The organism is Hymenobacter sp. UV11 (assembly GCF_004684095.1).
Lineage (GTDB): Bacteria > Bacteroidota > Bacteroidia > Cytophagales > Hymenobacteraceae > Hymenobacter.
Map to the genome: position 1 here is coordinate 158,970 of NZ_SRII01000007.1, position 18,476 is coordinate 177,445.

14 protein-coding genes are annotated in these 18,476 nt (G+C 59.7%); 5 read left to right on the forward strand and 9 right to left on the reverse strand.

The window, feature by feature from the left end:
- Positions 1–94: 94 nt before the first annotated feature.
- The 3 genes from E4631_RS14740 to E4631_RS14750 form a co-directional block, all read right to left on the reverse strand.
- A complete protein-coding gene (locus E4631_RS14740; RefSeq protein ID WP_133656524.1) occupies positions 95–1,198 on the reverse strand; it encodes a tetratricopeptide repeat protein in 1,104 nt (367 codons plus the stop codon).
- A gap of 202 nt (positions 1,199–1,400) precedes the next feature.
- The gene (locus E4631_RS14745; RefSeq protein ID WP_133656523.1) at positions 1,401–3,098 is read right to left on the reverse strand and encodes a glycosyltransferase family 39 protein; all 1,698 of its coding nucleotides are present in this window, start codon (positions 3,096–3,098) and stop codon (positions 1,401–1,403) included.
- 444 nt (positions 3,099–3,542) lie between these two features.
- Complete coding sequence (locus tag E4631_RS14750; RefSeq protein WP_133656522.1) at positions 3,543–4,808, reverse strand: asparagine synthetase B; 1,266 nt, start codon at positions 4,806–4,808, stop codon at positions 3,543–3,545.
- 157 nt (positions 4,809–4,965) lie between these two features.
- Here E4631_RS14750 and E4631_RS14755 point away from each other — a divergent pair, with 157 nt between their 5' ends.
- Positions 4,966–6,213 carry an ABC transporter permease gene (locus E4631_RS14755; protein WP_133656521.1) on the forward strand — a complete coding sequence of 416 codons (1,248 nt, stop codon included), beginning with the start codon at positions 4,966–4,968 and terminating at the stop codon, positions 6,211–6,213.
- 118 nt (positions 6,214–6,331) lie between these two features.
- The gene (locus E4631_RS14760) at positions 6,332–6,964 is read left to right on the forward strand and encodes a helix-turn-helix transcriptional regulator (RefSeq protein ID WP_133656520.1); all 633 of its coding nucleotides are present in this window, start codon (positions 6,332–6,334) and stop codon (positions 6,962–6,964) included.
- A 113-nt stretch (positions 6,965–7,077) separates the two neighbouring features.
- Here the strand turns inward: E4631_RS14760 and mtaB are convergent, their stop codons facing one another.
- The 6 genes from mtaB to E4631_RS14790 form a co-directional block, all read right to left on the reverse strand.
- A complete protein-coding gene (gene mtaB / locus E4631_RS14765) occupies positions 7,078–8,451 on the reverse strand; it encodes a tRNA (N(6)-L-threonylcarbamoyladenosine(37)-C(2))-methylthiotransferase MtaB (RefSeq protein WP_133656519.1) in 1,374 nt (457 codons plus the stop codon).
- Between the two features lie 180 nt (positions 8,452–8,631).
- Positions 8,632–9,540 (reverse strand): glycosyltransferase family 9 protein, encoded by a 909-nt coding sequence (locus tag E4631_RS14770; protein ID WP_166647994.1) that lies wholly within the window; start codon positions 9,538–9,540, stop codon positions 8,632–8,634.
- 51 nt (positions 9,541–9,591) lie between these two features.
- Entirely contained in the window at positions 9,592–9,879 is a 288-nt protein-coding gene (locus E4631_RS14775) for a hypothetical protein (protein WP_133656517.1), read from the reverse strand.
- Positions 9,880–9,958: 79 nt separating this feature from the next.
- Positions 9,959–11,287, reverse strand: a complete 1,329-nt coding sequence (locus tag E4631_RS14780) for an ammonium transporter (protein ID WP_133656516.1) — start codon at positions 11,285–11,287, stop codon at positions 9,959–9,961.
- Between the two features lie 49 nt (positions 11,288–11,336).
- On the reverse strand, positions 11,337–11,903 hold the full coding sequence (locus tag E4631_RS14785; RefSeq protein WP_133656515.1) for a DUF4468 domain-containing protein: 567 nt from the start codon (positions 11,901–11,903) through the stop codon (positions 11,337–11,339).
- 67 nt (positions 11,904–11,970) lie between these two features.
- Positions 11,971–13,176: an outer membrane beta-barrel protein gene (locus tag E4631_RS14790; RefSeq protein WP_133656514.1), complete on the reverse strand. Its 1,206-nt coding sequence runs from the start codon at positions 13,174–13,176 to the stop codon at positions 11,971–11,973.
- A 600-nt stretch (positions 13,177–13,776) separates the two neighbouring features.
- On the opposite strand from E4631_RS14790, the gene E4631_RS14795 reads away from it, so the two are divergent.
- The 3 genes from E4631_RS14795 to E4631_RS14805 all read left to right on the forward strand — a co-directional run bounded on the left by E4631_RS14795 (position 13,777) and on the right by E4631_RS14805 (position 18,472).
- Positions 13,777–15,966: a glutamine synthetase III gene (locus tag E4631_RS14795; RefSeq protein WP_133656513.1), complete on the forward strand. Its 2,190-nt coding sequence runs from the start codon at positions 13,777–13,779 to the stop codon at positions 15,964–15,966.
- Between the two features lie 523 nt (positions 15,967–16,489).
- Positions 16,490–16,846 carry a thioredoxin family protein gene (locus E4631_RS14800; protein ID WP_133656512.1) on the forward strand — a complete coding sequence of 119 codons (357 nt, stop codon included), beginning with the start codon at positions 16,490–16,492 and terminating at the stop codon, positions 16,844–16,846.
- A 126-nt stretch (positions 16,847–16,972) separates the two neighbouring features.
- On the forward strand, positions 16,973–18,472 hold the full coding sequence (locus E4631_RS14805; protein ID WP_240734938.1) for a glycoside hydrolase family 130 protein: 1,500 nt from the start codon (positions 16,973–16,975) through the stop codon (positions 18,470–18,472).
- Positions 18,473–18,476 lie beyond the last annotated feature (4 nt).

The window sequence follows — 18,476 nt, forward strand, 5'->3', positions numbered from 1 at the left end:
TAAGTAATCCCGACGTTAAGAGTTAGTAACGCAGTAGAGATGCTTCCTTCGTCAGCATGACGTTCTCTATTCTGCCGCTTTCTAATCCAAACGACTACTTTTCAGCCACTTCTTCGGCAGCCTCGCCGGTGCAGCCGGCAGCGGCGGCGTAGCTATTGCCGGCGCGCAGGCCCAGCGTGGCGGCCTGGCGCCAGTCCTGGCAGGCGTTGTCGGCCTGGCGCAGCATCTCGCGGGCGTGGCCACGGTTGAGGTAGGCTTCGGCGTAGCGCGGCGCCAGGCGCAGGGCCTCGGTGGCGTCGGCGTTGGCCTTGGCGTACTGCTTGAGCTTGAGCTCGGCGGCGGCGCGGTTGTTCCAGGCGTAGGCGTATTTGGGGTCGAGGGCCAGGGCCCGGTCAAAGTCGGCCACCGCCCCGGCGTAGTCCTTGTTCTCGAAGCGCGCGTTGCCCCGGTTGGTGAATGCCAGCGCGTTATCGGTTTTTTGGGCCAGGTAGGCGTCATAATCGCGCAGGGCCTCGGGCAGCTGGTTGGTGTGGCGCTCGGCGGCGGCCCGGTTGAGCAGGGCGGGCAGCAGCGTGGGCTGCAGCTCTAGCGCCCGCGAGTAGTCGGCCACGGCGGCCGGGTAGTTGCCCAGCCGCAGGCTGGTGCTGGCGCGGTCGTGGTAGGCAAAGGCGTAGGCCGGGTCGGCCTTCACGGCGCCGTCAAAATCGTCGTGGGCGGCTTGGTATTCACCCTTTTCGAAGCGCAGCACGCCCCGGTGGTACCAGGCCGGCGCATAGGCCGCGTTGGCTTGCAGGGCCGCGCCGTAGTCGGCCTCGGCAGCGGCGGCCTGGCCGGCGGCCTCCTGCGCCTGGCCCCGGCCGTAGTAGCTGGCAAAGGCGCCCGGCTCCAGCTTCAGGGCTTGGTCGTAGTCGGCCACGGCGGCCGGGTAGTGCTTGAGGGCCAGCTGGGTAGCGGCGCGGCTGGCGTAGGCAGGCGCAAAATCGGCCTTGGTCGTCACGGCCTGGTCGAAGCTGGCCAGCGCTGCGGGGTAGTTCTGAGCCGTGAAAAACGCCAGGCCGGCATTGTACGCCTTTTCGGCCACCTGGCGGCCGGGCAGCGTGCTGGCCCGCACGGTGTCAACCTGGGCCCGCGCCGGTGCAGCGCTCAGCAATAAGGCCAGGCCACTGCCCCAGCCAAGCAGGGTAGTAATAGTTCGCATAACGTGCTGTAATAGGTGTAAGGAGCATAAATAAGTAGTGCTGCGAAGATAAGCGGATAATTATTAAAATTGTACATTTAAAATAATTATAGTATTTTATTTATAATTTTATGGCTCCGAGGTAGGCGGGCAAGTAGCTTATACACCAAAAAATCCCGCCGGCAGCGCCAGCGGGAATGAGGGGGGTAGGGCGGCCGAGTTGCTAGTGAGCTGTAGGGCCTGGCAGGCTACCCCAGGGCCTGAGCGGGACTGCGGGCAGTGCGTACAGCGTAGTTGAGTAGTTATCCAGGTGAAAATATGCCAACCGCCGGGTGGTGGCCGCAAAGTACTCGTTTAGTACCCGGCCAGGGGGGTAGCGTGCGTCGTAATACCAGGCTGGCTTGTCTACGTAGTCACCAGTCGGGTCGCGCAGGTTCGTGTCATATATAAACCAGAGGCGCCGCTTACCAGCGAAGGCCACGAAGTCGGGCTGCAAATGCCGCAGGTAATCGGCTTGGCTGCTCGATTGGTTTTTGGCGTGGTGGGCTGCTACGGCATCAAATTTTAACTTATACGCTTTCTTGTAGTACTCATAGGCAGGCTGCATATTCCAGTACACGTATACCACATCGCCGGGCTGCCAGTGAGCGTTGACGTGCAGCAGGAGCTGCCGGCTGTACGAGCGGTTGTAAAACAAATCAGGGTTCAGCGCCTGCCGGGTGGAGTTGGTAGCCGGCGGCAGTAGCAGTAGCGTCACCAGCGTGCCAACGGCTACCGAGCTGCTTACCCGGCGCTCCACTACCTGCACCCCATAGCCCAGTACCAGCAGCAGCAGAGGTGCTAAAAACAGCAGAAAGCGTTCATGGAAGGGGTACTGCCCCGCTGCCGCGGCTAGCAAGGCCAGTGCCACGGGCAACAGCAAGAGCGCCAACCATTGCCGGTGTTCTTTCAGCAGAAAAACTACCCCTATGCCCAATACTGGTAGCGACACCCATCCCAGCTTCAGCAGGTGGTTATCGGAGGAGAGCAGCAGGCCCAGCGGACGGTCAAGAATTTGATACCCTTTGTGCACCAGCCACTTGGCGGCGGCCACGGGATGGTGCAGGTCGGGGTAGGCATCGTAGCGGACCCGAAAGAAATCCGGGAGCCACCCCGACGACAGAAACTTGCTCACAAACAGCAAGTAAATGACGCCAAACGTAAGCACCCACATGCCTCCCGGAATGGCGTACTGCACCAAGCGTAGCCAGCGCCGCTGCCACGCCGCGTGCGCAGCTAACACCAGGCCTATACCCGCCAACACAAAAATGACGGAAAACGAAAACAGCAGCAGCAGGCTACCCAGCAGGCCCCAAGCCAGCAGCGCCGGCCAGCCGGGGCGGTTGTGGTAGCGCAGGTATAGTAACAAAGCCAGCACCGTGGCGCATAATTCGGTGCTGTACTGCTTGGCCTCAACGGCGTGGTAAATAGCTGGCGACCCCAGGGCCAGCACTCCCACCGCCACCACTACCCCCCAGCCCCGCACAAAGTAGCGGGCTACCGGCACAAAGCCGCCCAGGGCCACCAGCCCGCTCAGCAGCGACAGCAGGCGAAGCGCCGGCTCGCGCGGGCCAAACAGCAGAGCGCACAGCCGCGCCGTCCAAAGGTATCCGATGGGGGCTTTCTGCTCGTAGCGCAGGGGCGTGGTCGCCAGTTCCCAAAAGTCCTTCTCCAGCAGGTTTACGTTCAAAAACAGCTCATCAGTAAAAAACGAGCGGTTATAGAGGAAGTGAAATAAGCGCAGCAATACTCCCAGCGCCAGCACCAGGTAGAGCACTTGTGTCTGGCGCGGGTTGATTGCGGCGGCCCTGGCTGCTGGCCAGCTACTGCCGCGTGTCGCCGCTGACGCAGCCAGGGCATCCGAAAACGGAGGGGTAGGCATGGCGGGTAGGGGCTACTGTCTTTCCAGGTTGCAACAGTCTGCCAGCAAATTAGGCAGTACGGGAATGTACACCTACGTGAGCGTTACGAGCCCACGTACAGCTTTGCGCTTGCTTCTCGCGCTCGGCCCGAACGCGACTGCAACTCGAGCAGGCGCCACGGCCGCAGGGCATAACAGATAAGTAGCTCAACCTGCATCCTGCACCGTAGTGGACGCTGTGCGTACGGAGTGCCGTTTACATCAAAAATTACAGCGTTGCCCGTGGTCCAGACTGCGTACCAGAATGGCGAAGCAGGAATGGGTAACATGCCAATAAATTGTATAGAATATTAATGTGGCGTTCGCAGAAGCCTTACCCTGCCTCCAGGTTTCAGCTGCCAGCTGCTAAGCTGGTTTTTTTAAGTAGAAGGCAAGTACTACGTTAGGTGCGCGGGATGCCTTGGCTTAGGTTTTCTGCTTCTTCTTCTTAGCCGCCGGGAATAGTACGTTGTTCAAAATGAGGCGATAACCCGGCGAGTTTGGGTGCAGCGAGAGGTCGGTGGGCTCTTCGCCCACCAGGTGCTGGTAGTCCTCGGGGTCGTGGCCGCCATAGAAAGTCCAGGTGCCCTTGCCGAGGGTGCCGTGCATGTAGCGCACCTCGCCATCCTGCTTGGTTTCGCCCATAACAATAACGTCGGGCTTGATGAGGCTTTTGCGAAATGCCGTGGTCTGGCCCATAAAGCCGTGGATGGTTTTCTCGTGGTCCTGGGTCAGCATGGTCGGCACCGGGTCGTACTTGGCCGAGAAGGTAAAGAGCTGAAAGTAATCGTTTTGCTCGTACAAGCCGCGCTCCTGCGGCTGCATGTCAATGTCGGAATACTCGTACTCCAGTGGGTTCATGCGCAGGTGAAAATTCTGGAACGCCAGCGTGCGGTTGAAGTTGAGCTTGCTCTGGGCGCTGGGGTCGGCGGGGTCGCCGTCGTACATCGGGCCCACCATATCCACGCCCAGGCCGGCCAGCGCGATGTCGTAGCTATCGGTGGCCGAGCACATGGCAAACATGAAGCCGCCGCCCGCGATAAACTCTTGCATCTTAACGGCCTCAGCGGCCTTCATCTCGCTCACTTTCTTGAAGCTATTGCGCTTGGCGGCCGCTTCGGCGTCGCGCACCTGCTGCTGGTACCAGGGCGCGTAGCGGTAGGCGCTGTAAAACTTGCCGTACTCGCCCGTAAAATCCTCGTGGTGCAGGTGCAGCCAGTCGTACTTGGGCAGCACGCCCGAGAGCACCTCGTCGTCGTAAATCTTGTCGTACGGAATCTCGGCGTAGGTTAGCACCATCGTCACGGCATCGTCCCAGGGCTGCTTGCCCTTGGGCGTATACACCGCGATTTTGGGCACTTTCTCCAGCTTCATCACGTCCATATTGGCGTTGGGGTCGGCTATCTGCTGCAAGATGCCAGTGTACTGCGCCTCCGAGATGGTCTGGTAGGTCACGCCGCGCACGTTCAGCTCATTTTCGAGGGCCGGCTGCGCCTCGCACGCAAATGAGCCGCCGCGGTAGTTCAGCAGCCAGTCAATCTCAATTTGCTTGCTCAATGCCCAGTAACACAGGCCATAAGCCTTCAGGCACTCCTTCTGGGTATCATCCATCGGGATGAAAATATGGTTGGCGTGGGCCGCCAGGGTAGGGGCCAGCAGGGCCAGCAGCAGGGCAAAACGCTTTAAGAACATACTTTTGAGGACTAAGAGCTGCCTTGCCAACGGGCCGGCCGCAACCGTAGTTCAAGGTACGGGCCGGCCGGCACATTCGGCGCTAGCCAGCTGTCCTACCCCCCTCACGCCGCCCGAATCTGCGAAATCTGCCCCATCTGCGTCAATCTGCGATTTTATGAGTTACCTGGAAAACATCCGCGAGGCCCTGCGCTCCATCAGCGGCAATTTGCTGCGCACCATTCTCACGGCTCTCATCGTGAGCATTGGGCTGATGGCGCTGGTGGGCATCCTCACGGCCATCGACGCCATGCGCAGCTCGCTGGGCGACACCTTCGCCAGCCTGGGTGCCAATGCCTTCGAAATCAAGGCTAAGGGCTACGGCAACCGCTTCCGGCGCGGCGGCGTGCAGGGCAAGCAGTACCCGGCGCTCAGCTATTTGCAGGCCACTTTGTATAAAAAAGAGCTAGCGCGCCGTGAACCGGCCGCCGTGGTGGGCGTGTCGGCCTCCATCACCGGGGCCGCCGAAATCAAGGCCAACGGCCAAAAAACCAACCCCAACATGCAGGTGATAGCCGGCGACGAAAATTACCTGCGCATTCAGAGCTACACCCTGACCCAGGGCCGCACCTTCTCGCCAGCCGAGCTCAACACCGGGGCGCACGTGGCCATTATCGGGAGTGAGATGAAGGACAAGCTCTTCCCACAAATTACCCCCGTGGGCCAGTACATCTACGCGTTGGGCCAGCGCTTCCAGGTGGTGGGCCTACTCGAAAAAAGCGGCAGCACTATGGGCGGCTCCGGCGCCGACCGCCTGCTGCTGGTGCCCCTCGAAACCGGCAACCAGCTACCCCGCCAGGGTGCCCTCACTTACGATGTGAAAACGGCTACTTCCAATGCTGCTGGGCTGGCCTTTCTGCAAAGCCAAGCCACTGGTGTGATGCGCGCCGTGCGCCACGACCGCCTGGGCCAGGAAGACTCCTTCGACATCGAAAGCCCCGACTCGCTCAGCGGTACCCTCGATTCGCTCAGCGGCAAGATGCGCTTGGCGGGCGGGTCCATCGCTTTTCTGGCGCTGCTCGGGGCCAGCATTGCGCTCATGAATATCATGCTGGTATCGGTGACCGAGCGCACCCGCGAAATCGGAATCCGCAAGGCGCTGGGCGCTACCGCCCGCCAGATACGCCTGCAGTTTTTGCTGGAGGCCATCGTCATTTGCGTGCTGGGCGGCACGTTTGGCATCTTGCTAGGCATTGGGGCCGGCAACGCCGTAGCAGTGCTGGCGGGTAGCAAGTCGTTTTTGGTGCCGTGGGTATGGGTAGGGGTAGGGCTGACCATCTGCATCTCGGTGGGCCTGCTGGCTGGCTCGTACCCGGCTGGCAAGGCAGCCGCCCTCGACCCAATTGATAGCCTGCGCTATGAGTAATTGACGCTTTTCCGCATAGTGAGTAGATTTTGCGGGATGTGTAGTGAAAGATATGAAAGCCCCAGCTGATGTAAGTCAGCTGGGGCTTTTACATTTGTGCAACTTTCCATTTGTGCAAATGCCTACCCCCGCTTCCATCGGCCAACGCTTTACCCAACTTATTCAGCACCTTGGGCTGAGTAAAAATGCCTTTGCGCAGTCGCTGGACAAGACGGCTACTGTCATTCAGCATTTGGTTGATGAGCGCAATAAGCCCGGCTACGACCTGCTGTGCAAGGTATTTGAGACTTATCCAAATGTGTCGAAAGACTGGCTCCTGCTTGGCAATGGCCCTATGTTGGTTGAAGAGGCCGAGGCTTCTTCTTCAACGCCGCCTACCCCCGCTGCCGCGCCACTACCTGCTGCGGGCCTCACCGCTGCGGCCGATTTGCTTGCCGCGCCCGTCACCCCTCCCACGGAAGTACTTATTGCTGCGGCGTCAGTTGAGCCGGTAGCGCCCGCGCTAACACCGCCAGTTGCGCCTGCCCCACCAGTGTCGGCCGCGCCAGCACCAGCAGCCGCCCTACCCCCTGTGCCAGCCGCTACGCCGCCCGCCCCGGCCGCGGTGCCCGACCCTGCCTATCTCACGGCCGCCTTACAAACCCAATACCTCCAGCACCAACTGGCCCTGGCCGAGCAACGTAATCAGCACTTGGTGGAGCAACAGTCCCTGATGCAGCAGCTAGTAGCCGTGCTACAACGGGCTAGCTAAACCACGGATTACGCGGATTTTAGCGAATTTCACGGATTTTGTAGATGTAAAAAAGGGCCACCTATGCAGGCGGCCCTTTTCAATTCAGCAACTCTATGAAATAAGGAAATCGTCTACAAAATCCGTGGAATCCGATTAAAATCCGCGTAATCCGTGATTCCGGCTTCCTCGGCTTCCATCAGGCCCAGCGCATTTACCTGGGTGAGGCGCAGCGGCCGAATTTCGCCCACCAGCAGCGGGTCGTATTTGGCGGCCACGCGGATATAGTTGGGCGTGTAGCCTTCGACCCGGCCATCGGTGACGTCATCTTCGAAAAGCACCTCCGTTTCGAAGTCCGCGTGCTGCTCGTAGAAGGCGCGCTTCTTTTTTTCGGAGAGGCTGCGCAGCTGGGTGGTGCGCTCGGTGCGCACGCGCTCGGGCACCCGGCCGGGCAGGGTAGGGGCCAACGTATTGGCCCGCTCCGAGTATGGAAATACGTGCAGGTAGCTGATGGCCAGCTCGTTGAGAAACTGGTAGGTTTCCAGAAAATCTGCCTCCGTTTCGCCGGGAAATCCCACAATCACATCGACCCCAATGCCGGCGTGCGGCATTAGCTCCTTGATGCGGGCCACGCGGTCGGCGTAGAGGGCGCGGCGGTAGCGGCGGCGCATGAGGCCCAGAATCTTATCCGAGCCGCTTTGCAGCGGCAGGTGAAAGTGCGGCATGAAGCGCCGCGAGGCCGCCACGGTCCGGATAATTTCGTCGGTGAGCAAGTTGGGCTCGCACGAGCTGATGCGGTAGCGGCGCATGCCCTCGACCTGGTCCAGGGCTTCTACCAGCTGCGTAAAGTTCTCGCGCCGCTCGCGCTCGGGACCTTGCACGCCAAAATCGCCAAGATTAACGCCCGTGAGCACGATTTCCTGCACGCCCTGTGCGGCCAGCTTCTCCACCCGCTCTACCACCGAGGCCACGCTGCCCGAGCGGCTAGCGCCCCGCGCCAGCGGAATGGTGCAGAACGAGCACGAGTAATCGCAGCCATCCTGCACCTTCAAAAACGTGCGCGTGCGCTCGCCCAGCGACTGCGCCGGGTGAAACTCGTGCGCCTCGCTGATGGGTGAGGCAAACACGCGGCCCGGCCCGGCCGCCGCGCCGGGGGTAGGGAGCTCCAACTCGGTCAGAATCTCGGCCAGCCGGAATTTCTCGGCCGCGCCCAACACTGCGCCCACGCCCGGAATATTGGCGATTTCCTGGGGCTTGAGCTGCGCGTAGCAGCCTACAATGGCCACGAAGGCATTGGGATTATGCTTAAGGGCCTGCTGCACCACCCGCCGGCACTTGCGGTCGGCGTGGTCGGTGACGGAGCAGGTATTCACGACGTACACATCGGCGCCCTGCTCAAACTCAACGCGGCGCACGCCGCGCTCCTCAAACTGCCGGCCCAGGGCCGACGATTCAGAAAAATTGAGCTTGCAGCCCAGCGTATAAAAGGCAACGGTTTGGGGAGTCATAAGCCCACAAAGGTACGACTGAGGTGAGATGGTGAGTAAAAAAGAACGTCATGCTTATCTGGCGTCCGCTTGTCGAAGCATCTTGGTCGCATCGTGAGGATTACTACCCCTTGCGGCGCGAGCGAGATGCTTCGACAAGCGGACGCCAGATAAGCATGACGTTCTTTTTTACTTACCATCTCACCACTTCACCACTTCACCACCTGCGGCTAGCGCCCGCGCCGGGGTAATCTGGCTGATATCGGGGTCGGTGGCTGACGGGTTGAAGTCACCCTGCGCAAAGCGGGCCTCCTGGCTGGGCGGAAATAGGCAGCGGCAAGGCGCTTGCAGCAGCTGGGGGGGGTAGGGAAAGAACTTGCCGTAGTTTTCGCCCATCAGCAGCACCAGGCAGGGCGTGCCGGCCTGGGCGGCGAGGTGGGCGGCCACCGTATCGTTGCTAATCAGCAGGCGGGCACCGGCCATTAGCGCGGCCAGGCCCGGTAGGTCAGTCTGCCCGCAGCGATTATCGAGCGGTACGGCTGGCCCAGCCGCCTTGATAATCTGGGCGGCGTCGGTGGCATCGGCGGGGCTGCCGGCCAGTATCAGCCGGTACTGGCTGCCGTAGCGCTGGTGCAGCGCGCCGGCCAGCTGCGCAAAGTGGCTCGCCGGCCAGCGCTTCTGCCGGGCGCTGGCCCCTGGAAATAGTACGATGTAGGGGCCGCCCGCGGCGGCCTCGGCGGTGCCGGCGGCCAGCACAGCATCGGGCAGGCGAAGGGGGGTAGGGGGCTCAGCGGGTAATGCCAGCGAAGAGATTTCGCCCGCCCGCCAGTTTTCAAAGAACTCGCGGTTGCGGTCGTACTCAAACAGCACCGCGCGCGTGGTGGGCAGCCGCCGCGAATAGCCCGCGTCGAGTGTCTCAAACCACGGCCCGGTGCGGTGCTCGCCCTGTCTGGCCACCCGCACCGGCGCTCGCAGAAAGCGGATAAAGTTTTCCACGGCTGCCTCGCGCACGTGCAGCGGGTAAATTACCTCGCCAAAGCCCGCCGCACCCACGCCGCGCAGCACCTCGGCCCGGTAGGCCAGGTCGGTAGTGAAGCGCCCAAACTCCACGGCTATTACTTCTTCAAACAGGTCGGCGTCCCAGGCGCGGGCCAGCGGCGCTCACAGCGCATTGGCCAGCAGCGTGAGGCGCTGGCCCCGGCCCCTGGCCACTTCGCTAAAGCGGCGCAGCCAGGGCCGGTAGAGCAGGTAGTCGCCGATGGAATCGTTGCGCACCAGCAGCAGGCGCGTGGGGTCAGGTTGGGCTTGGGTAGCTAGGGCTGCTGCATCGGTACGGTCCAGGTTGGCGCGCTGCTGCCGCTGCTGGCGGCGATACTGGCGAATGCGGTGGAACAGGTCACGAAACATGCCCGCAAAGGTACCGGCGGCGGGGGTAGGGGCCGAAACCAAAAAGGCCGGAGCAAACGCTCCGGCCTTGGGTAACTTTCTTTCAAAAACGTGGCAGCCTTGGCCTGCCGGCTAGTAGGCCTTAGGCACCCGCCAGCAGGCGCTCCTCGTGCTGGCTCATGTCGAGGCCCACGGACTCCTCTTCCGCGGTCACGCGCAGCGGCGTAATCAGGTCAGTGAGCTTGAGCAAGGCAAACGAAGCGCAAAAAGCAAAGACCGATACAATAACCAGGGCCAGCAAGTGCGTCAAAAACAAGGTAGTGCCACCGTAGGCCAGGCCATCGGCCGCGGCCGCGTTCACAGCTTTGCTGGCGAAGATGCCCGTCATAATCAATCCCACCATGCCGCCGATGCCGTGGCACGGAAACACGTCGAGCGTATCGTCGAGGCGCGATTTGGAGCGCATGTGGGCAAAGAAATTACTCGTTACGCCCGCTATCGCCCCAATAAAGATGCTCACCGGTACCGTAACGTAGCCCGAAGCCGGCGTAATGGCCACAAGCCCAACCACGGCCCCAATGCAGAAGCCCAGCGCCGAGAGCTTTTTGCCCCGCGCTACGTCAAACAGAATCCAGGCCAGGCCCGCCACCGAAGCCGCCACATTGGTAGTGGCAAACGCATTTACGGCCAATGGGTTGGCTGCCCCAGCCGAGCCGGCATTAAATCCAAACCAGCCAAACCACAGCAGGCCCGTGCCCAGCAGCACAAACGGAATGTTGGCGGGGGGTAGCACCTGCTCGGTGTTGCGCGAGTGGCGGGGCTTGAGGTAAATGGCCGCCGCCAGCGCGGCCCAGCCCGCCGACATGTGCACCACCGTGCCACCCGCAAAGTCGAGCACGCCCATCTTGGCCAGGAAGCCATCGGGGTGCCAGGTCCAGTGGGCCAGCGGCGCGTACACGAGCAGGCTAAAAAGCACAATAAAGAGGATGTACGACTTGAAATTGATGCGCTCCGCAAACGAGCCCGTAATGAGCGCCGGCGTGATGATGGCAAACTTCATCTGAAAAAAGGCGAACAACATCAGCGGCACGGTGGGCATCAGTGCCCAAGGCTTGCCATCGAGTACGCCTTTAAATAGGAAGAACGTGCGCGGGTCGCCCACCAGGCCGTGCATAGACGTGCCAAACGCCAGGCTGAACCCCACTACTACCCACAGCAAGCTGATGATGCCCATGGCCGCAAAGCTCTGCAACATGGTCGAAATCACGTTTTTAGAGTTTACCATGCCGCCGTAGAAGAAGGCCAGCCCCGGCGTCATGAGCAGCACGAGGGCCGTGGCGCACAGCATCCAGGCAGTATCGCCCGAGTCGATGCCCTCCGTGACAATAGTGGTGGGCAGCGCCGGCATAAACGTAGCCAGCAGGCCCACTGCCAGCAGCAACACTAAAGGAATGAAGTTAGGTTTTTGCATAAAGCTGGTGGTTGAAGAGTTGGAAATGAGTGAAAAGCATCAAAAAGCGTTACCAGTCAGCGGTGAGGCGTGGCTGCTGGGCCAGGGGCTTGGGCACGGCCAGCATGGCCGTTTTTAGCTCAGCAGCCAGGTCTTCCACCGTCTGGCGCGTGGCCTCCCGGTGGCTTTGCCAAAGCTTGAGCCAGCCGGAGGCCGTGAGGTCTTCGAGCGGTTTGGTTTTGCCGGTGGGCACCACGTGGTAGGTGCGGTCCTCGGCATAGTAGGCGAAGAGGAAGTCGGTAAACTGCTGCCGGTAGCGGCCTTTCTTGACTTCCACCGTCAGCTGGTACTGCACCTTGCCGTGCAGCTTCTTGGTGGCATACCCGTGGTCATACACCCCAAAGGCGTTGGTGGCCACCAGCCGGCCCCCGGCCGAGTCGGCTACCGTCAGCGCGTAGCCCCGGCGGTGCAGCCAGCTTTTGGCCCGCACGTAGAGCAGGCTGGCCGCCAGCGAATCGGCGGGCACTACCTCGCGAAAGGCCACCCGGCCCTGCGCATCAGTTGGCAGGGCCTGGCTGTGGGCTTCCAGGCCCGTTAGCAGCCACCCTACCCCCAGCAAGAGAATCAGCGTACGCATAGTAACACAAGAAAGAAGACGGTTACCCGGCCCCCACCGGGGCCAGCCATGCCAGCCAGCAGGCGGGCTAGTACTTATAGATGAAGGCCACCCCGAGCGTGGTCTGCGTAGGAGTGCCCTGCCCCGAGGAGGTTTCGTAGTAGCTGACCGGGGCCGTATCGAGGCGGAATTCGGGCTTCACCTGCAGCTTGCCGGCCGCCAGCGTAATGGGGGCCGTCACGGTAATCGAGTTGTTCACCGTTTGCAGGTAGCGCACCCCGTGCTTGTCTTCGAAGTGCTCGTAGCGCACCCCCAGCCCCACCACGTCGCTGAAAGCATAGTTGCTGTAGAGGGCCACGCCGCCCCAGGTAGGCTCGGCGCTGCCAAATTTGTCTCTGTATAGTCCCTCCTCCGCCACATCTGCGGGCCGAAAGTCATAGCGCCCATAGGCCGCGTTCAGGCCCAGGTAAAACTTGGGCGTAACCTGGTAATTGGTAGTGAGGTCGTACAGGTTGCGGGTATAATTGCTGAATAGGGGGGGTAGCGACCCGGTTTTAACCAGCCCATTGAGGTACGTATCGTCGCTGTAGCCGCCTATCCAGTTTAGGTATACCGTCCAGGTAGCCAGTGGCTTAAACATAAACTGGCCAATGAGTGACTTCTGCTTATTGTCATCCGTCAGGTTATCCCAGTTATTAACCAGGCCCAGCATCAGCGACGCTTTCTCGGAGAAGCTGTAGGCGGCTTTCATGCCCACATGGTAAAAGGGCCCGTTATTAAAGAGGTTGGAAAGCGAGTAGTTGTAATTGAGCGGCGCGTCAATAACCTCGTAGCCAATGTGAGTGCCAAACTGCCCCACCGTGAAGCTAAGCTTGGGGGTGGCCCGGTAGGTGAAGTATGCCTGCTTAATGGCGGCCGAGGTGCCATAGAGGGAGGCCACGTACGGCGACTGCGGCCGGTACAGGTTAAAGACTCCCGTCGTATTACCAAAGTTGCCCAGCTCCGCATTGGGCCCAAAGGTGAGGTCAATGACCATGTCCGACTTGCGGTTGGAGTACGAGAACTTGGCCTGCACCAAGCCCAGCGCAAACTGGTCGGTCAGCCGGTCGAAGCCCCGGCCGGCCAGCTGGTCTACCCCCAGCAAATTGCCCGATTTGGGCCGGTTGAAGGCCGTTAGGTAATAAGAGTCGAGGTAGCCCGAAATACTCAACTTCCCCGTGTCCGTGGTATCCGTCTGGGCCATTGCTGACCCGCCACCCAAGGCAAAAATTGTTGCGAATAGCGTTTTCTTCATCAGGTTTTGACTGGTTCGTTAGGATATAGGAAAATATGTTTTTTAAGCAAAAAACAGCGTTACACGGCAGTGGGCACACTGCGTGAAATAACCTATTCAGTAGTCAAAGCCTAAAATTTTAATCGATAGAGGCTGTTTTTAGAGGGTGGGTAGGAGGGGGAGAGACAGTAAAAGAGTAAGAGCCCTACCAAAAAATGGGTTGTTTTGGAAAAAAACTGTGTTGGCAAAAGTAGTGGCTTTTAGTGCATTTGCAAACTACATGCAAGAGTTTCGAAGATTTATTTTAATTAAAAAATAGTAACCCTTTATTAATTGATTTATTCTGAATTTATAAATCTTTTCAGGCTGGTATAAAATACAGGCTCCTTTCCAAGGAAAAGGAATCACAAGCCACAGTGTAATAAAAAGATAATTTTTCACCACAGGGGATTTGAAGAGCTATTAATTTATAAAATAGGCTGATTTGTGGAGGGCATCCACAACTAAACAGCGTCTTTTTCTACAAAAAGCCATCGATTTTACAGGTGATTTTCAGAAAATGCGTTTTCTGTCTACCTTTGCCAGGCATTCTTTTAATTTTCTCACTTTCTGCCCGCCAGTATGGCCATTCTTCGCTTCAAAGCACTCGAACTTGTCGACCAGCGCCAAGCGCTTACGGTAAAGCCTTTGGCAGCTCGCCGGTCTGACTCGTTTGGGCAAAACGTGTTCAATCTGGAAGCTATGCGGGCCAACATGCCCGGCGAGTATTTCAAGAAGCTGCAAGCAGCTGTCAAGCACGGCTCACCCGTTGAGCGCTCGGTAGCTGACGCCGTAGCGGCCGCTATGAAAACCTGGTCTATGGCCAAGGGCGCTACCCACTACACGCACTGGTTTCAGCCGCTCACCGGCGCTACCGCCGAAAAGCACGACTCCTTCTTTGACCTGAACTCGGATGGTCGGCCGATTGAGAATTTCAAAGGCTCGGCACTGGTGCAGCAAGAGCCCGACGCCTCTTCGTTCCCCAACGGCGGCATTCGCAACACGTTTGAGGCGCGCGGCTACACCGCCTGGGACCCCACTTCGCCCGCCTTCATCATTGAAACGGTAGGCACGAAGACGCTCTGCATTCCCACGATTTTCGTGGCCTACACTGGCGAGGCGCTCGACTATAAGGCGCCGCTGCTCAAGTCGCTGGCCGTGCTGGAAAAAGCTGCTGTGGACGTTTGCCAGTACTTCGATAAGGACGTGCAGCGCGTAAATACTACGCTCGGCATTGAGCAGGAGTACTTCCTGGTCGATAAGGCGCTCTACGACGCCCGTCCCGACCTGGTAATGACCGGCCGCACGCTGTTTGGCCACGCCTCGGCCAAGGGCCAGCAGCTCGAAGACCACTACTTCGGCTCGATTCCGCCCCGCGTACACGGCTTCATGTTCGACTTCGAAGAAGAAGCCAACGCCCTCGGTATTCCGCTGCGCACCCGTCACAACGAGGTAGCTCCAAACCAGTTTGAGTGCGCGCCCACGTTTGAGGATGCCAACCTGGCCATCGACCACAACCAGCTGCTGATGGATGTGATGGACCGCGTAGCCCTGAAGCACAACTTTAAAGTATTGCTGCACGAGAAGCCTTTCGCGGGCGTCAACGGCTCGGGCAAGCACAACAACTGGGCAATGAGCACCGACACGGGTGTCAACCTGCTCGCGCCCGGCCGCCGGCCCAAGGAAAACCTCCAGTTTCTGGCCTTCTTTATTACGACGGTGAAGGCCGTGCACCGCTACGGCGACTTGCTGCGCGCCAGCATTGCCTCGGCCAGCAACGACCACCGCCTCGGCGCCAACGAAGCTCCGCCAGCCATCATGTCGGTATTCCTGGGCTCGATGCTCGATGGCGTACTTGATGAGCTGGAGCGCACCGCTAAGCTGCCGCTTGATAAAGGTGATAACATTTACCTCAAGCTGGGTATTGATAAGATTCCGGCTATCTTGCTCGACAATACCGACCGCAACCGTACCTCGCCGTTTGCCTTCACCGGCAACAAATTTGAGCTGCGCGCCGTAGGCTCGTCGGCCAACTGCTCGTCGGCTATGACTACCTTGAACGCGATTGTGGCCGACCAGCTCATCGACTTCAAGGCAGAAGTAGATGAATTGATTGCCCAAGGCAAGAAAAAAGAAGTGGCTATTGTGGACGTGTTGCGCAGCTACGTTATAACTTCCAAAGACATTCGCTTCGAAGGCAACGGCTATTCGGATGAGTGGCGCGATGAGGCAGCCCGCCGCGGGCTAGCCAATGTGCCCACTACTCCCCTGGCCCTTGACGCGCTGGTGCGCGAAGATGCCGCCGAGCTATTTGCCCGCCACGGTATCTTGTCGGAGATAGAGCTACACGCCCGCCACGAAATTTTGCTGGAGGATTATACCAAAAAGATTCAAATTGAGAGCCGGGTGCTCGGCGACCTGGCCATTAACCACGTCATTCCAACGGCCCTCATCTACCAGAATAAGCTTGTGCAAAACGTGCGCGGCCTCCGCGACCTCGGCCTCGATGACGAGAACAGCCAGGTAACGGTACAAATGATTAAAGATATTTCGCGCTACGTGTCGACCATTAAAACTACGGTTGATGCCATGCTCGAAGCGCGTAAAGTTGCCAATAAGATTGAAGACGGTCGCGAGCGCGCCATTGCGTATTGCGACACGGTAAAGGATAAATTCGCGGCAATCCGCCGCGCGGCCGACAAGCTCGAACTGCTTGTAGCCGATGAGGACTGGCCCCTGGTGAAGTACCGCGAACTTTTGTTCCGGCACTAGCCCCTGGGTTGGAGCCACGGACCAGCGCTGGGTGGGAATTCTCGCTGCGTCCGGGTTTGGAAAGGGTCGTGCCGGGTGGCGCGGCCTTTTTTTGTGTCTATACTTTTGGAATTAGCCTTGGTAGTCCTCTAATAGGCGCCAGGGTCTTTTCGCGCTATCAACTTCGGCCAGCCTAGGCCAGGTCCGAAGTGAGTTTGCCACCCTTTTGGGTAGGCGTCGCGCCATTCCCCGCGGGGTGCGCGTGCGTGAACCCGCGTAGGTCCAGGTTGTAAACGCCTGCCATTTTGCCGAAATGGCTATGCAATCACTTGGCCATGTGGGCACTCAGGAGCGGGGGCACGGAACTGAAACGCCGCACGCAGGCCCCAGGTAGGCACAGCCTTATGCAGCCAGACTTGACAAACGTCAACCTAACTCCCTGATACGCATCATGCAAGCCGGCGGAGGTAGCCGGTAATTTTACGGCTACACTTTAAGGCCTCCTTGCGGCTGGCCACGGTGTAACTTACTTTTTCCCCGGCTCATGTTTCCCTCCACCATTCTTCCGCTGTTGCCCGTGCACCCGGCCATGCTACTCGTGATGCTGCCTACCGTGGGCCCCGGTGCCCAGCAGGAAACCCCGCCCGCCCGCACGGCCACTAACCTGATGCTGAATAATTTGCAGTACCAGCTCGGCGCCGCTATTCGCGTGCTGAAGGTGGATGAGGGCAGCCACCCCGCCGTAGTCCACGCCTTCGATGGCCGGGGGGTGCCCGCCTTCATTCTCCTGCGCGACGGTGCGGAGCTGTGGCGTCAGCAGGGCCTGCCCGAAGGCGCGCCCATGGCAGCCTTGCTGCTGAGCAAGCTGGATGGGGCCGCCCTACCCCTCGCCGAGGGGTAGGGCGGCCCCATCCAGCGGTCCTGCTCGGCTGGGAGCCGCACAGTCCAGCTGTCGCTGCCGCGTTAGCAAGCAATGCATTGAAAACGAAGCAGTAGCTGCGCTTCGATAAGCGCAGCCTGATGTGCTTTGAAACCCTTTCCTACCCCCCCCGCCATGCGCCTCACCATCGAACGAGAATCCGAGAAAGTATATCCAGACATGAAGCGGGTTATTGCCCGCTATTTTTTTTATGGTGAGGAGCGGGCCCGGCAGGTTATTGGTCGCGTGATGGCCCTGAGCGAGGAAGCGGTTTTTGGCACCATCTCGCCCATTTTGCAGGAGTACTCCAAGCGCCACCGTAATATTACGCGGGTGCTCAACCGCAACTGTGCCCGGCTGCAACCCTTGTTTGCGGGGCTGGGCCTGGATTACGAGAAACTGCTGCCTTACCGCAAGCTGCTGATAGGTAGCTACTTCACCCACGAGTACTCCATCGAGTCGGCGGCGTTTTTCAACCCATCCATTATTGAAGACCCTGACCAGTCGGAACTGCAGGAGGGCGAAAAGCGCGTCATCATCAGCTTTCGGGCCGTGGGCGAGGGGCATATTTCTTCCATCGTTTTTCGCCGGGCGCTGCTCGACAAGGACGCCGACATTCACGTGCTGCCGGCCAGCGTTTACATCGACGAGGCCGAGACGGTGCGTAGCGCCGAATACCGCAAGGCCGACTTCTTTGCCCAGCCTTTCGCTGCCACCCTCAACCCACAGCTAGTAGCCGAAATTGCCGACCAGCTGGCCGAGCGCTTCGAGTTTAACCTGCTGCAAAAGACCGTGCTCGAAGCCCAGGCCGCCCAGCCCGACGCCGCCCTCAAACCGGCCTACGACCAGCTGCTCTGGCTAGCCGAAGCCTACTACGACCTCACGTTTTCGCTTGACACCGATATTTCGGACCGGGTGATATTTCCGGTTTCCGATTTTGAGCGCCGGGGTATCGAAGATGCCCGGTTTGTGCGCTTCGTGGGCGACGACGGCCAGGTGGTGTACTACGCTACCTACACGGCCTACGACGGCGTGACCATTGCCCCCAAGCTGCTGCGCACCGAAGATTTTATCAGCTTCCGGGTAATGCCGCTGCACGGGGCCGGGGCCCACAACAAGAACCTGGCGCTGTTTCCGCGCAAAATCGGGGGGCGCTTCGCCATGATGTCGCGCATCGACGGCTGGAGCAACTACCTCATGTACTCCGATAACCTCAACATCTGGCAGGCGCCCGTGCAGATTCAGGAGCCGAAAAGCACCTGGGAATTCATCCAGATTGGTAACTGCGGCTCGCCCATCGAAACCGCGCACGGCTGGCTCATTATTACTCACGGCGTGGGGCCCATGCGGCGCTACTGCTTGGGCGTAAGCTTGTTGGACCTCAACGACCCGGCTATCGAAATCGGCCGCCTCACCGAGCCGCTGCTCATTCCCAACAAGGAGGAGCGCGAGGGCTACGTGCCCAACGTGCTGTATTCGTGCGGCTCCATTATTCACCAGGGCAAGCTGGTCATCCCCTACGGCCTGTCCGACTACTGCTCGTCGTTTGTGACGGTAGACCTGGCTTCACTTCTGGAAAAGCTGCTGGACAAGTGCTCGGCGGTGTAGGAGG

Excerpts from the sequence above, each read along its gene's own strand:
- E4631_RS14740 (WP_133656524.1), bottom strand. The coding sequence starts at position 1,198 with ATGCGAACTATTACTACCCTGCTTGGCTGGGGCAGTGGCCTGGCCTTA.
- E4631_RS14745 (WP_133656523.1), bottom strand. The coding sequence starts at position 3,098 with ATGCCTACCCCTCCGTTTTCGGATGCCCTGGCTGCGTCAGCGGCGACA.
- E4631_RS14750 (WP_133656522.1), bottom strand. The coding sequence starts at position 4,808 with ATGTTCTTAAAGCGTTTTGCCCTGCTGCTGGCCCTGCTGGCCCCTACC.
- E4631_RS14755 (WP_133656521.1), top strand. The coding sequence starts at position 4,966 with ATGAGTTACCTGGAAAACATCCGCGAGGCCCTGCGCTCCATCAGCGGC.
- E4631_RS14760 (WP_133656520.1), top strand. The coding sequence starts at position 6,332 with ATGCCTACCCCCGCTTCCATCGGCCAACGCTTTACCCAACTTATTCAG.
- mtaB (WP_133656519.1), bottom strand. The coding sequence starts at position 8,451 with ATGACTCCCCAAACCGTTGCCTTTTATACGCTGGGCTGCAAGCTCAAT.
- E4631_RS14780 (WP_133656516.1), bottom strand. The coding sequence starts at position 11,287 with ATGCAAAAACCTAACTTCATTCCTTTAGTGTTGCTGCTGGCAGTGGGC.
- E4631_RS14785 (WP_133656515.1), bottom strand. The coding sequence starts at position 11,903 with ATGCGTACGCTGATTCTCTTGCTGGGGGTAGGGTGGCTGCTAACGGGC.
- E4631_RS14790 (WP_133656514.1), bottom strand. The coding sequence starts at position 13,176 with ATGAAGAAAACGCTATTCGCAACAATTTTTGCCTTGGGTGGCGGGTCA.
- E4631_RS14795 (WP_133656513.1), top strand. The coding sequence starts at position 13,777 with ATGGCCATTCTTCGCTTCAAAGCACTCGAACTTGTCGACCAGCGCCAA.
- E4631_RS14800 (WP_133656512.1), top strand. The coding sequence starts at position 16,490 with ATGTTTCCCTCCACCATTCTTCCGCTGTTGCCCGTGCACCCGGCCATG.